The sequence below is a fragment of the Sphaerisporangium fuscum genome (assembly GCF_018531465.1).
Taxonomy (GTDB): Bacteria; Actinomycetota; Actinomycetes; order Streptosporangiales; family Streptosporangiaceae; genus Sphaerisporangium; species Sphaerisporangium fuscum.
In genome coordinates this window covers 57,226-70,672 of sequence record NZ_JAHDTF010000024.1, presented here as the reverse complement: position 1 = coordinate 70,672, position 13,447 = coordinate 57,226, and the positions used below count along the sequence as shown (strand labels likewise).

At 71.1% G+C, this 13,447-nt stretch carries 10 protein-coding genes; 4 read left to right on the top strand and 6 right to left on the bottom strand.

Translation table 11 applies throughout. From position 1 onward, the window contains the following. Positions 1 to 12 precede the first annotated feature (12 nt). Positions 13 to 504 carry a cold shock domain-containing protein gene (locus KIK05_RS29000; RefSeq protein WP_250563637.1) on the top strand — a complete coding sequence of 164 codons (492 nt, stop codon included), beginning with the start codon at positions 13 to 15 and terminating at the stop codon, positions 502 to 504. On the opposite strand, the gene KIK05_RS28995 is transcribed toward KIK05_RS29000, so the two are convergent. From KIK05_RS28995 to KIK05_RS28980, 4 genes are all read right to left on the bottom strand, one after another. After that, entirely contained in the window at positions 398 to 3,391 is a 2,994-nt protein-coding gene (locus KIK05_RS28995; protein ID WP_214414040.1) for an alpha-mannosidase, read from the bottom strand. The genes KIK05_RS29000 and KIK05_RS28995 overlap by 107 nt on opposite strands. A gap of 96 nt (positions 3,392 to 3,487) precedes the next feature. Further along, the gene (locus KIK05_RS28990; RefSeq protein WP_214414039.1) at positions 3,488 to 4,402 is read right to left on the bottom strand and encodes a carbohydrate ABC transporter permease; all 915 of its coding nucleotides are present in this window, start codon (positions 4,400 to 4,402) and stop codon (positions 3,488 to 3,490) included. A gap of 1 nt (position 4,403) precedes the next feature. Then, positions 4,404 to 5,279 (bottom strand): carbohydrate ABC transporter permease, encoded by an 876-nt coding sequence (locus KIK05_RS28985; RefSeq protein ID WP_214414038.1) that lies wholly within the window; start codon positions 5,277 to 5,279, stop codon positions 4,404 to 4,406. Positions 5,280 to 5,311: 32 nt separating this feature from the next. After that, positions 5,312 to 6,610 carry an ABC transporter substrate-binding protein gene (locus tag KIK05_RS28980; RefSeq protein ID WP_214414037.1) on the bottom strand — a complete coding sequence of 433 codons (1,299 nt, stop codon included), beginning with the start codon at positions 6,608 to 6,610 and terminating at the stop codon, positions 5,312 to 5,314. 162 nt (positions 6,611 to 6,772) lie between these two features. On the opposite strand from KIK05_RS28980, the gene KIK05_RS28975 reads away from it, so the two are divergent. Next, on the top strand, positions 6,773 to 7,816 hold the full coding sequence (locus tag KIK05_RS28975) for a LacI family DNA-binding transcriptional regulator (RefSeq protein WP_214414036.1): 1,044 nt from the start codon (positions 6,773 to 6,775) through the stop codon (positions 7,814 to 7,816). Between the two features lie 184 nt (positions 7,817 to 8,000). Continuing rightward, complete coding sequence (locus KIK05_RS28970; protein ID WP_214414035.1) at positions 8,001 to 9,602, top strand: alpha-amylase family glycosyl hydrolase; 1,602 nt, start codon at positions 8,001 to 8,003, stop codon at positions 9,600 to 9,602. A 101-nt stretch (positions 9,603 to 9,703) separates the two neighbouring features. Here KIK05_RS28970 and KIK05_RS28965 read toward each other — a convergent pair whose 3' ends face one another. Together KIK05_RS28965 and KIK05_RS49080 are read right to left on the bottom strand one after the other, a co-directional pair. Next, the gene (locus KIK05_RS28965; RefSeq protein WP_214414034.1) at positions 9,704 to 11,431 is read right to left on the bottom strand and encodes a cholesterol oxidase substrate-binding domain-containing protein; all 1,728 of its coding nucleotides are present in this window, start codon (positions 11,429 to 11,431) and stop codon (positions 9,704 to 9,706) included. Between the two features lie 94 nt (positions 11,432 to 11,525). Further along, complete coding sequence (locus tag KIK05_RS49080; protein WP_214414033.1) at positions 11,526 to 12,095, bottom strand: CGNR zinc finger domain-containing protein; 570 nt, start codon at positions 12,093 to 12,095, stop codon at positions 11,526 to 11,528. A gap of 100 nt (positions 12,096 to 12,195) precedes the next feature. On the opposite strand from KIK05_RS49080, the gene KIK05_RS28955 reads away from it, so the two are divergent. After that, positions 12,196 to 13,416 (top strand): MFS transporter, encoded by a 1,221-nt coding sequence (locus KIK05_RS28955; protein WP_214414032.1) that lies wholly within the window; start codon positions 12,196 to 12,198, stop codon positions 13,414 to 13,416. Positions 13,417 to 13,447: the final 31 nt, after the last annotated feature.

Below are 13,447 nucleotides of genomic sequence, written 5' to 3'. Positions count from 1 at the left end.
AGGATCACGGCGATGAGTGTCGAACCGGTCGAAGTGGCCACTGGAACGGTGGTGGAGTGGTACGAGGAAGAGGGGTGGGGATTCATCAGGTCCGCCGACGTTTCCGGTGACGTTTTCGCCCGCTTTTCATCGATTACCGGGGTCGAAGGGTATAGATGTCTCGTACCGGGGCAACGTGTTCGGTTCACCTGGGAGCAATTCCCTCAGGACGGTTTCGCTTTCCGGGTGATTCACGTGTTCGTCGGCGGCGAATCCGTGCCGGGCACACCGCCTTTCGCCGACGAGAGCGGCAGAGATGCCTACGTGAGCCGTCTGCACATCCAGCTGGACGATCGATCGGACCGACCTCAGCCAGGACGCCCGGCCGGGACCTCCCAGCCGGACGCCCTGCGTGATGTCAGGCCGACACTCCGGAGAACCGCAGCGTCCGGAGTTGGAACGGACGTAGCCGCAGCTCCAGCGAGGCGTCCTCGAGAGGGCGTTCGAGGAGGTCGCACGCCGTGACGGTCTCGAAGGAGAACGACGGCGTCAGCCGGGCCCGAACCCGGCCGCCGAGCGATTCGTACAACCGGACGACGACGTCGCCGCTCGCGTCGTCGGCCAGCTTCACGGCCGTGATGACGACGGCTTCGTCGTCGACGCCGACCAGCGGCGCGACCGGGCCGTCGCCGGGGACCGTACGCTCGGGCAGGTTGATCGCGTAGCCCTCGCGCACCGCGTCGCCGACGGTGGCGCCGACGACGAGAGCGTGACCGAACCGGTGCGCCCCCTGATCGGTCTGCGGGTCGGGGAACCGCGGCGCCCGGAGCAGGGACGCGCGGACCGTCGTGGTGGTCCCGCCGTCGGACTCGCGCACGGTCCGGGTGACATCGTGACCGTAGGTGGAGTCGGTGACCAGGGCGACGCCCCAGCCCGGCTCTTGGAAGTGGACGAACCGATGGTTGCACGCCTCGAACTTGGCCGCCTCCCAGCTGGTGTTGGTGTGCGTGGGACGGTACAGGTGGCCGTACTGGGTCTCGGCGGCGTAGCGCTCGGCATGGACGTCCAGCGGGAAGGCCAGCTTCAGGAACTTCTCGGTCTCGTGCCAGTCGACCTCGGTGTGGATCTGGAGGCGCGCGGCGCCCGGCGGCAGCACCAGGGTCTGCCGGACCTCCGACGAGCCGAAGGACCGGCGGACCGTCACCCCGTCCGGCGCGGGTGAGATCTCGTCGGCGTGGGTGAGGTCGGTGACGGTGTTCCGGTAGAACTGGTCGACGTCCCAGGCGTCCCACATGTTCGGGAAGTCGGGATGGAGCTGCAGCAGGTTCGCCGCCGCCCCCGGCGCGATCGCCTCCCGGTCGGCGGCGTGGTCGTAGATCGACGTGACGAGCCCGCGATCGTCGACCGTGACCCGGATCAGGTCGTTGTCGAGGATGTAACCGCCATCGGCCGGCCTCACCACGGTCGCGCTCGCGGGCCGCGCGGCGACGTCCGCGCCGCCGGCGGCGATCCCCCGGCGCGCGTGCGGGGCGGCGTTGAAGGTCACCGTACGGGACCCCTCGCCGGCGAGCGCCCGCTGCGCCGCGCCGATGATCGCCTCCAGCTCCGCGGCCACCGCCGCGTAGGTCTGCTCCGCCTCGCGGTGCACCCAGGCGATCGACGAGCCCGGCAGGATGTCGTGGAACTGGTGGAGGAGCACCGTCTTCCAGAGCCGGTCGAGATCCTGGTAGGGGTAGGGGAAGCCGGTTCGCACGGCCGCGGTCGCCGCCCACAGCTCGGCCTCGTGGAGCAGGTGCTCCGAGCGCCGGTTGCCCTGCTTGGTCCTCGCCTGGCTGGTCAGCGTCGCGCGGTGCAACTCCAGGTAGAGCTCGCCCACCCACACCGGCGCGTTCGGGTACTCGGCCTGGGCGCGGGCGAAGAAGGCGGCGGGCGTGTCCCATTCGACCCGCGCGGAGCCCTCGAGGTCGCGCATCCTGGCCGCCTTGGCGACCATCTCCCTGGTCGTCCCGCCGCCGCCGTCCCCCCAGCCGGTGGGCGCCAGCGAGCGGCTCGCGACCCCCTTGTCCTTGAAGTTCCTCGCCGCGTGCGCGATCTCACTGCCCTTCATCGAGCAGTTGTAGGTGTCGACGGGCGGGAAGTGGGTGAAGATCCGTGTGCCGTCGATGCCCTCCCACCAGAAGGTGTGGTGCGGGAAGGTGTTGATCTGGCTCCAGGAGATCTTCTGGGTGAGCAGCCACCTGCTCCCGGCCGCCTTGATGATCTGCGGCAGCCCGGCGGCGAAGCCGAAGGTGTCCGGAAGCCACGCCTCCTCGTTCTCGACGCCGAACTCGTCCAGGAAGAACCGCTTGCCGTGGACGAACTGGCGGGCCATCGCCTCGGAGCCGGGCATGTTCGTGTCGGACTCGACCCACATGCCGCCCGCCGGGACGAACCGTCCCTCCTCCACCGCCTTCTTGACCCGCTCGTACACCTCGGGGCGGTGCTCCTTGATCCACGCGTACTGCTGCGCCTGCGACATCGCGTACACGAAGTCCGGCTCCTGCTCCAGCAGCGCCGTCATGTTGGCGGTGGTCCGCGCGACCTTCCGGACGGTCTCGCGCAGCGGCCACAGCCAGGCGGAGTCGATGTGGGCGTGCCCCACCGCCGACAGCCGATGCGCCGACGGCTCGGCCGGCACCGCGAGCACCCCGGCGAGCCGCTCCCGGGCGGCGGCCGCCGTACCGTTGACGTCCTGCAGGTCGATCGCGTCCAGGGCGTCCTCGATCGCGCGGGCGATCCGCCAGCGCCGCGCCCCCTCGACCGGCAGCTCGGCCATCAGCTCACCGAGCACCTCCAGGTCCATGACCAGGTTCCAGACCTCCTCGTCGAAGACGGCCAGGTCCATGCGGGCCAGGGTGTACTGCGGCCGGTCGCCGGCGGTGTGCTTGTCGCCGAGGTCGGTCGGGAGGAACGGGTGGTAGTCGAGGATCACGGGGTTGGACGCCGCCTCGACGTGCAGCAGGACCCGCTCGCCGCCGGCGGCGGGCGCGGCGACGCGCACCCACGAGTTGCAGGGGTTCAGTCCCTTGACCGGCGAGCCGTCGGGCAGGTACACCAGACCCTCGCACTGGAACCCCGGCATGTTCTTGTCGAACCCCAGGTCGAGGATCGCCTCGACGGTACGGCCGGCCCACGCGGACGGCACGGTGCCCGAGACGGTGAACCAGCTGGTCCCCCACGGCCTGCCCCAGCGGTCGCCCACGGCGATCGGTGACCGCGGCGCGGCGATCCCCTCCGCCACGGGGACCGGCTCGTCGGGGGCGACCCACACCTCGACGTCGAGCGGCACCGACTCCGGGTGGACGGCCGGGCGGATCCGCTCGTCGAGCACCCGCTTGAGCCGGGATTCGATCAGCTTGCGGTCATCATGCATGGCAATCCTCATATCGTGCTTCATCCGCGGTGACCAGGTCGGTGGTCCCGCGGGAGTCCAGGTGGCCGGCCGCGGTCCTGTGCGGCGCCGGCGTCGTCACCCCTTCACGCCGCCCTCCTGAACGCCGCGGAAGAAGTACCGCTGGAGCGCGACGAACAGGACGAGGATCGGGATCAGGGAGATCATCAGGCCGGCGGCGATGGTGCGGGGGTTCCCGGCGAAGTGGCCGTCCAGGTAGGCCAGGCCCACGGTGAGCGTGAGGTCGCCGGGATCCTGCAGCACCAGGAGCGGCCAGAGGAAGTCGTCCCACGCGCCGATGAACGTCATGACGGCGATGATGGCCATCGTGCCCTTCACGGCGGGCAGGCCGATGTGGAGCAGGCGCTGCCACGCGGTGGCGCCGTCGAGGATCGCCGCGTCGTCCATTTCCTGCGGGATCGCCTGGAAGGCGTTGCGCATGAGCAGGATGTTGACGGTGCCGGCCAGGCCCGGCAGGGCGACGCCGAGCAGGGTGTTGGTGAGGCCCAGACTGTTGACGGTCTGGAACTGAGAGATGATCATGGCTTCGCCGGGCAGCAGGAGCGTGGCCATGAGCAGGCCGAGGACGAGCCTGGCCCCTTTGAACCGCAGGCGCGCCAGGGCGAACCCGGCGAGGGTGGCGAACACCACGTTGCCCGCCACACCCATGACCGCCACCAGGAGCGAGTTGGCGGCGAAGTCCAGCACCGGGACCTGCCGCATCACCTCCAGGTAGTTCTCCAGCGTCGGGTGCTCCGGCAGAAGGCGCGGCGTGGCGCCGTACACGTCCTCGGCCTGGCCCTTCAGCGAGGTCGACAGCTGCCACAGCATCGGGCCGACGGACACCACGAGCATGAAGATCAGGGCGAGGTAGCGCGCCACCACCCCGCCCGGTGTGGGCGCGTCGAAGACCGGCGAGCGACGGCGGCGCCTCGGCCTGGCGTGGAGGGCTCGCCCGTCCGGCCGGTTCACGCGATCGGTGGCGGTCACCATGTCAGGCCTCGCTCCTCTTGTTCAGGTAGGCCAGCAGCAGCAGCGGCCCGATGGTGAGCGCGAACAGGAACACGCTCAACGCCGAGGCGTAGCCGATCCGGCCGTCCGCGCCCAGCACGGCCTGCTGGATGAGCATCACGACCGTCACGTTCTGGCCGCCGACGCCGCCCTGGGGCCCGCCCAGGATGTAGATCTCGGTGAAGATCCGCATCGACGCGATGACGATGAGCACCGCGACCAGCACCATCCGGCCGCGGATGCTGGGGACGGTGATCGACCAGAACCGCCGCAGCCGCCCGGCGCCGTCCACCGCGGCCGCCTCGTGCAGCTCCCGCCGTACGTTGCCCAGGGCCGACAGGTAGAGCAGCATGTAGAAGCCCAGGCCCCGCCACACCGTCAGGGCGGTGACGCTGAGGATCAGCAGCCAGCGGTCGGTGAGGAAGGGGATCGCCTGCTTGATCAGGCCCATCTGCTGGGCGAGCTGGTTGACCGGTCCCCGGTCGTCCAGCAGCCACTGCCAGATCAGCGCCACCGCCACCACCGAGGCGATGACCGGGAAGTAGAAGACGGTCCGGAAGAAACCGATGAACGGCAGCCTGCTGTGGACCAGCAGCGACAGCAGCAGCGGCAGGAACGTCAGCAGCGGGACGAAGAGCACCACGAAGATCGCGGTGTTCAGCAGGGCGTCCCGCAGCCGTTCGTCCTCGAAGATGAGCGAGAAGTTCCTGAGGCCGACGAAGTACCCACCGCTGATCATCCGCACATTGGTGAAGGACAGCACGACGGTGTTGACCGCCGGCCACAGGCTGAACACCGCCAGCAGGATCAGCGGTACGGCGAGCATCAGCCAGGGCGTGTACCACCGGTGGGCGTTCATGAGGTCCCCGCAATCTTCCCGGTCGCCCGCACCTACTGCTCCAGCATCGAGTTGGCCTTCTCGACGCCCTTGTCCAGCGCCTGCCGCGAGGTCTGCTTACCGGTCATGGCCAGCGTGATCTGCTGCTTCAGATAGTCGTTCATCTCAGGGCTCCACTGCGGCGGGGTCGCCAGCTTGGCCTTCTGCAGGGCCCGGAAGGCGTAGACGGAGGCGTCCCCCTGCGGTGTGCCGTCGCTCTTGCTGTAGGACGGGTCCTTCGCCGCCGCGGCCGTGCCCGGCAGGAAGCCCGGGGCCAGCTTGATGAAGGCGATCTGGTTGTCGTTGCCGGTGGCGAACTTCGCGAAGGCCAGCGCGAGCGGAAGGTTCTTGCTCTTGGCGGAGACCGACAGGCCCTGCGTGTACAGCGGCGGGGTGAAGAAGTTCTCCGACGGTATGACCTTGTCCTTCAGCGAGGGGACGTCCTTGTTGAAGTTGGTGATGGCGTCCCCGCCGGCGGTGGTCATCGCCACCACCCTCTTCTTGAACAGCTCGGCGTTGCCCTGGTAGTCGCTGGTGAGGATCCCGGGCGGGAAGAGGCCGTCCTTGTACGCCTGCCGGTACTTGTCGAGCAGGGCGGCGGCCTCGGGGGTGTTGAACGCGAACTTCTTGCCGTCCGGCGTCATCCACGGGGTCCCTGTGGAGGTGATGTCCGACGCGCCCGGGAAGGTGCTGAGCAGGAAGTCCTTGCCGCCGGACTTGTCATGCATGGTCTTGGCGGCGGCGAACAGCTCTTCGCGGCTCTTCGGCAGGTTGTTCGGGTCCAGGCCGTCCCTGGCCAGCATGTCCTTGTTCCAGTAGAGGACGTCCGTGCCGGTGTACCAGGGGAAGGCGAAGCTGGAGGCGCCGCCGTTGACATCGGGGTACTTGTAGGCGTCGACGATGCTCGGGAGCCATTCCGACTCCAGCGTCGGCACGTTCGCGGTCAGGTCCAGCAGGTTGCCGGTCTTGGCCAGCGGGTAGGCGAGGTCCACCGGGAGGTTGACCACGTCGGGCAGGCTGTCGCCGGCGACCTGCGCGTTCAGCTTGGTGTCGTAGCCCTCGCCGGGCTGGTCGATCCAGTTGACGGTGGTCCCCGGATGCCGGGCCTGGAAGTCGGCCACCAGCTTGGTGAAGTACGGGGTGAACTTGTCGTTCTTCAGCGCCCAGGTCTGGAACGTGATCGCACCCTTGAGCTGGGCGTTCGCATCGACCTTCTCCTGTGGCGCGGCGGTGGACCTGCCGCCGCCGACGCCGCAGGCTGCGAGCGTGGTGACCGCCAGGACGGCCGCGGCGAGCGAAGCCGGGATTCGCATGAGCTTGTTCTCCTGATCATTCTGGCGATGGGGGGGTGACGGGGAACCCGCGGGTGCCGCATGGTGGGTACCAGAACATGTCGAGGGCGCTCACTAAAGCGCTCTAGTGAAAAAGCACTATGATTTGGCGCCACGCCGCTGTCAAGAGAGGTACACCCACACGTGACCAGACCGACGATCGCCGACATCGCCAAACGGGCGGGCGTTTCCCCCGGGGCCGTGTCGTTCGCGCTGAACGGGCGCCCCGGCCTGAGCGACGCGACCCGGGAGCGCATCCTCAAGATCGTTGAGGAGATGAACTGGCGTCCTCACAGCGCCGCGCGAGCCCTCGGCGGCGCACGCGCCGACGCGGTCGGTCTGGTCCTGGCCCGCCCCGCCCGCACGATCGGAGCGGAGCCCTTCTTCGGGCAGCTGATGGCGGGCCTCCAGGCCGGGCTGTCGATCACGTCCACGGCCCTCCACGTGATGGTCGTCGAGGACACCGCCGCCGAGATCGAGATTCACCGGCGCTGGGTGGCCGAACATCGAGTGGACGGATTCGTGGTCGTCGACCTGCAGATACACGATCCACGCATCGCCGCCCTGGAGGAGCTCGGCGTTCCGGCGGTCGTCCTCGGCGGGCCGGGGCGGCACGGCGGCCTGCCGAGCGTATGGGCCGACGACCGCGAGGCGATGCTCTCGCTGGTCGACTACCTGGCCGCGCTCGGCCACCGGCGCATCGCCCACCTGGCGGGGCTGCCGACCTTCCAGCACACCCGCCGGCGCATGAGAGCGCTGAAGGACGCCGCCAAGAGGCTCGGCCTGGTCCAGGCGATCTCGGTGCCGACGGACTTCTCCGACGCGCAGGGGGCGGCGGCCACCAGGACGCTGCTGTCGCGGCAGGAGCGCCCCACCGCGATCGTCTACGACAGCGACGTGATGGCGGTCGCCGGGCTCGGGGTCGCGGCCGAGATGGGCGTCCCGGTGCCGCGCGAGCTGTCGATCGCCTCGTTCGACGACTCGGTGCTGACCAGGATCGTCCATCCGTCGATCACGTCGTTGTCCCGGGACACGTTCGCGCTCGGCGAGCAGGTGGCGCGCGTCCTGCTGGCCGCGATCGAGGCCCCCGGCTCGGTGCGCGACATCCAGGCCGTCACGCCGCGGCTCACCGTCAGGGAGAGCACGGCCCCGCCCGGTGATGTTGACGCCTCTATTAAAGCGGTTTAGTGTCCGGCAGTGGGTGGCCGCTCCTCCCTCCCCTGGACCGAGGCACCAGGTGTCATCCACGTCCGCCGACGTCGCCCGCGCGATGGGCGGGTAGCGGACCGGCCGGCGGCGCCTCCCCGCCCGACGACTCCCGCGCGCCGTACCGCTGTACGGCCCCACCGGCACCGACCACTGGAGTAGCACCATGCGCGACCGGGCCGTACCCGGCTGGCTGAGCGACGCCGTCATCTACCAGATCTATCCGCAGTCCTTCGCCGACTCCGACGGGGACGGCATCGGCGACCTGCCCGGCGTGCTGGCCCGGCTCGATCACCTGAGCTGGCTGGGCGTCAACGTGATCTGGTTCAACCCGCTGTTCGCCTCACCCTTCGGGGACGCCGGGTATGACGTGTCCGACTATTTCACGATCGCGCCCCGCTACGGGACCGAGCAGGACCTCATCGCGCTCGTGAAGGCGGCGCGCGAGCGCGGCATCAGGGTCATGCTCGACCTCGTCCCCGGGCACACCTCCGATCGGCACGCCTGGTTCCGCGCCTCGGCCGACGATCCCGGCGACGACCGCTACATCTGGTCGGAGACGCGGCCGTCGGAGGAGTGGGTGCCGTCGACCGGTGCCCGGCAGGGGTTCTACCTTCCGAACTTCTATCCGGTCCAGCCGGCGCTGAACTTCGGATACGCGCGGATGAACCCGGACGAGCCATGGCGCCGGCCCGTCGACGCCCCCGGCCCGGCCGCCAACCGCGCCGCCCTGCGCGAGATCATCGCCTACTGGCTCGATCTCGGCGTGTCCGGGTTCCGCGTCGACATGGCCTTCTCCCTCGTCAAGGACGACCCGGAGCGCCGCGAGACCGCCCGGCTGTGGAACGACGTGCGTGCCTGGCTCGACACCGAGTACCCCGACTGCGCCCTGCTCGCCGAGTGGGGGGACCCGAAGACGTCCGTGCCGGCCGGCTTCCACGCCGACTTCTTCCTGCACGCCGTGGGCCCGGTATGGCGATCGCTGTGGGGCAATGCCGAAGGCAGCCATCGCCCGGAATGGGGCACCGACCCGTGCTTCTTCGCCCCCGACGGGCGCGGGTCGCCCAAGCGGTTCCTGGCCGCCTGGGACGAGGCGCGGGACGCGATCGGCGGCGCGGGACACGTCGCGCTGCCCACCGCCAACCACGACTTCTCGCGGCTGGTGTGCGGCAGCCGTACCGCGAGCATGGTCGCGCCGGCCTTCGCCTTCCTGCTCACGTGGCCGTCGCTGCCGACCATCTACTACGGCGACGAGATCGGCATGCGCTACGTGCCGGGCCTGCCCGACAAGGAGGGCAGCCAGTGCGGCCCGGAGGCCAGGCAGGGCTCCCGGACACCGATGCAGTGGGACGCCTCCCCCAACGCGGGCTTCTCCACCGCCCCGGCCGGCGCGCTGTACCTGCCGATCGACCCCGACCCGGACCGCCCCACCGTCGAAGCCCAGCGCGCCGCTCCGGGCTCGCTCCTCCACCAGGTCAGAGCGCTGATCACGGCTCGCCGTACGACGCCCGCGCTGGGCACGTCCGGGACGCTGCGCGTCGTCCACGACGGATATCCGCTGATCTACGTCCGCGGCGGCACCCATCTGGTCGTCATCAACCCGCGGCAGGCCACCGCGACGGCCCCCCTGCCACAGGACCTCGGCATGTCAGAGGCTCACTGCCTGGTCGGGGGTGACGGCGTCAAGCTGGGGCCCGGCGGCGAGGTCTCCGCGGACGGCTTCTCCTACGGCGTCTACCGGATTCCACAGGCATGCCCCGCGACATGACCTCGAACGACCGGAGGGCCACCCCGATCGTCGGCGTCCGGCGGTGACCGGCCCGGCCGCGCGCGCACGGCCGGGCCGGCCCCCGGCCGCGGGTATCCGGCCTACGGCGCCAGTTCGTCCAGGAAGGTGCTCGCGAAGACGCCGTGCGGGTCCAGGGCGTTCAGGGTGGACCAGGCGGTGTCCCAGTTGTCCGATGAGGGGTAGCCGGTCCGGTAGAGCTGAGGAATGGTGGCGCCGAGCATGGCGTCGTCCGTCCAGGGGCCCCGCGCGCTGTGGGCGAAGCGCTTGGACCACTCGGGCCGGACGGCGGCGTAGGAGCCGGAGTAGTGGCTCAGCAGCCACTGCTCCATCTCCCGGTAGAAGTCGTCCTGATATCGCGTGCCCGGGATGCTGATGAGGTCGACCCAGACCGCCACGTCCCACTCCGGGTGGTCGGGGCGCGGCCGCAGCGGCGAGAGCTGGGCGGGCCGGGCGCCCGCCACCAGCGAGTCGGCGGGGTCGTCCAGTCCGGTGACGCGGATCTCGACCGGCCCGTTCATCGGATAGCGGCCCGCTGCCCGGTACTCCTCCAGCTTGCCCTTGTAGAACGCGTGGAACTCGCTGACCACACGCTGGATGTCGGCCCGCCGGGTGTGGATGGCGTAACAGCAGGTGGTGATCCGCAGCGTGCTCGACTTCACGTACGACAGCAGGTTGACCGCGCGGCCCCAGATGTCCCAGCTCGCGGTCGCGATCAGCCCGGCGCCGACCAGGCTGATCTGGGTCTGGAGGAACGACGGGGTGAGCGAGGCGTTCCCGCCGATGATCTGGGCGAGCAGGTCGGAGACCTGTTTGGGGACGATGTCGTTGAAGGGGTAGTTGTAGGGCTGGGTGACCTCGCGCGACAGCGGCGGCCTGGTGGGCTGGACCGTCCAGAGCCTCAGCCAGGGGTTGTCGGTGAAGGGGAACCAGATGCAGACCACCCTGCCGCAGGCGTTTACGTAGCTCGCGAACGACTGCGGGCCGGCGGTGGCCGGTGGCGCGTACAGGGTGTCGGCGCTGACGTTGAACCAGCTCTGGCAGCGCAGCCGCCGTTCGGGGCCGACGCGCAGCGTCACCTCGGTCACGAACGCCCGGCCGAGGTTCACCAGCAGGGCCTGGATCGCCGGGTCGGAGCGGGAGTAGGTGCGCAGCGTGTAGGCGCCCAGCGAGGAGTCCCACACGACCGCCGTCAGGGAGACGATCAGGTTGCTGAGCGACCCGTAGGTGTGCCCGGCCGCCGGCGTCTCCCCCACCGCCGGGACGCCCGTGCCTCGGCCGCCGACCGCCAGCACCCCGCCCACCGTCACCTCGCCGAGCGCCGGGGCGGCGTTCAGGCCGTACCCGGCGGCCGACAGGGCGGCCATGAGGCCGTCGACGGTGAGGCCGGGCTGGACGGTGACCGAGGCGGGTGAGCCGGGGTCGACCCGTACGGCCGTGAGGTGCTCGGTGGTGTCGACCACGATCACCTGGGCGGGGGTGTCCTCGGCGACGGTCAGCGGCGACCAGCCGAGGCGGGCTCCGCGGGGGCGCAGCCGCCATCCGGCGGCGCGGGCCCAGTTGGCCAGCGTCACCACCTCGGCCGGCGTGCGCGGCGCCGCGGTCCACAGGTTCTCGACCACCACCTCGCCCGACCAGTTGCGGTAGGCCTGCTGGTAGATCGAGATGCCGGCGGGCGGGCCGGGCGGTGCGGGGATCGTGGCGTCGGCCGAGGCGGCCGGGACGCGGAACGCCGGCGTCCAGGACACCGCGCCGAGGGCGGCCGCGCCCAGTGCGGCGCCGAGAAAGGCTCTGCGGGATTGTTCGGCCATGGTGACGTCCTCCAGGGGTCCGCCGATGGCCTTTTATACGTCTCGTCAATTACCCGGTCAAGCACTTGCTTGGTTTTGCCTACGACACCGTAGGTCAGGCCTCCTGACCGGAGCCGCGCCTGCGGCGGCGGTGGGCGGCGACACGTTCACGGGAGGCGCAGGCGGGCGAGCAGTAGCGGCGGGCACTGCCGGGGCCGGTGCCCAGGTAGAGGGTCGAGCAGGACGGCGACGCGCACTCGCCCCACGTCACACGGCCGTGCTCGCTGATGATCTGGGCGAGTGCCAGGGCGCTGGAGGCGAGGAACCAGTCGGCCCAGCCGGCGTCCTCGCCCCGGTCGGCGTGCAGGTGCCAGGGGTGGCCGCCGTGCCGCGAAAGATAGGGACGCGTGCCGCACTCGGCCAGCAGCGCGTTCAGGGCCTCGGCGGCCCTGTCGGTGTCGGTCTCGGTCAGGACGCCGGTGACGCGCTCGATCGCGGCCCGCAGGCCCTCGGCGTCGGCCTGTGAGAACGCCCGCTCGGTGAGGTCGTGCGCGCTCTCGCCGTGCCGGGCGAGCAGATGGGCGAGGGCGTCGCGGGACAGCCCCGGGGAGCGGCGGAGCGCGTTGGCGAGGTCGAGGAGCCGCTGGGCGGGCCGGAACGCCTGTCTGATCACCGCATCGCCCACGTCGGACCCCTTCGCTCGGATCGCAGCCCCCCGCGTCGGCGGAGCGGCGAGACCAGTGTAACGTCTTGTTGCAATTAGCCGTTACATGCCGGAGGTGTGCATGCGTAAGCCCGGCGGGCTGGGGATCTACCTCGCCACCGCGTTCCTGGCCAGGCTGGCCGACGAGGGCGTGAGCGTGGCGGTGGTGATGCTGGCGCTGACCCGCACCGGCGGCGCGGCACAGGGCGCCTTCGTCATGACGGCGTGGATGGCGCCGCACGTGCTCGCCGCGCCCCTGACCGGGGCGCTCGTCGCCCGGATGCGGCGCCCGCGGCTGTTCTACGCCGGCGTGCTGGCCGTGTTCGCCGCGGCCGTCGCCGCGCTGGCTCTGCTCGTCGGCCGCGTCCCCCTCCCGGTGACGCTGCTCGCCGCCCTGGCGGGCGGCGCCTGCGGGCCGGTCGTCACCGGCGGCATGTCCAGTCTGGTGGCACGGCTGGCCCCCGCGGGCCCGGGACGGGACCGGGCGTACGCGCTGGACGCGGCGGTCTACAACGCCGCCTCGGTGGCGGGCCCGGCGGTGGTCGGCGTCATGGCCGGCCTGGCCTCCCCCGACGCGGCGACGGTCCTGCTCGCCGGTACGGCCGCGTGCGCGGCCGCGCTGGTCACCATGCTGCCGTACCAGGACGCGGCCGCCGGCGACGACACGTCCCCCGCGACGGTTCGCGCCGGGCTCGTGGCGGGCCTCGCGGCCCTGTGGCGGGTGCGCGAGCTGCGGGCGATCACCTCCGCCACGACCCTGGCCTTCGTCGGCGTGGGCGCCCTGACCACCACGACGGTGCTCCTGGCGGCGAGCCTGGGCAGCCCGGGAACGGGGAGCGTGCTGATCACGACCTTCGCCGTGGGAGCGCTCGCCGGTTCCCTGGTCATGGCCCGGTGGCCGCGTCCGGTGCCCGCCCAGCGGCTGGCGGGCGCCGGCCTGACGGGGACCGGCCTCGCCCTGGCCGCCGCGGCGCTCGTCCCCTCGGCGGCCGCCTGCGTGCCCCTGTTCGCGCTGGCCGGCCTGTTCGACGGGCCACTGCTGAGCGCCACGCTCCGCATCCGCGCCGACCACGCCCCGGCCGCGGCCCGCGCCCAGGTCTTCACGCTCGGCGCGGGGCTGAAGGTCTCGGCGGCGGCCTGCGGCGCCGCCCTCGTGGGCGTGGGGGCGGCGCTGCCGCCGGCCCTCCTCCTGCTCGGAATCGCCGCCCTCCAGCTCGCCGCCGCATTCCTCTACCAGATCGTCCGTTTTCGGGGGGATCAGGGGCGGCGGCGGGAGATGTCAGGGGTCGGATCACGCTCCTGACCGGCCCGTCCTCACCCAACCGCCCCACGGC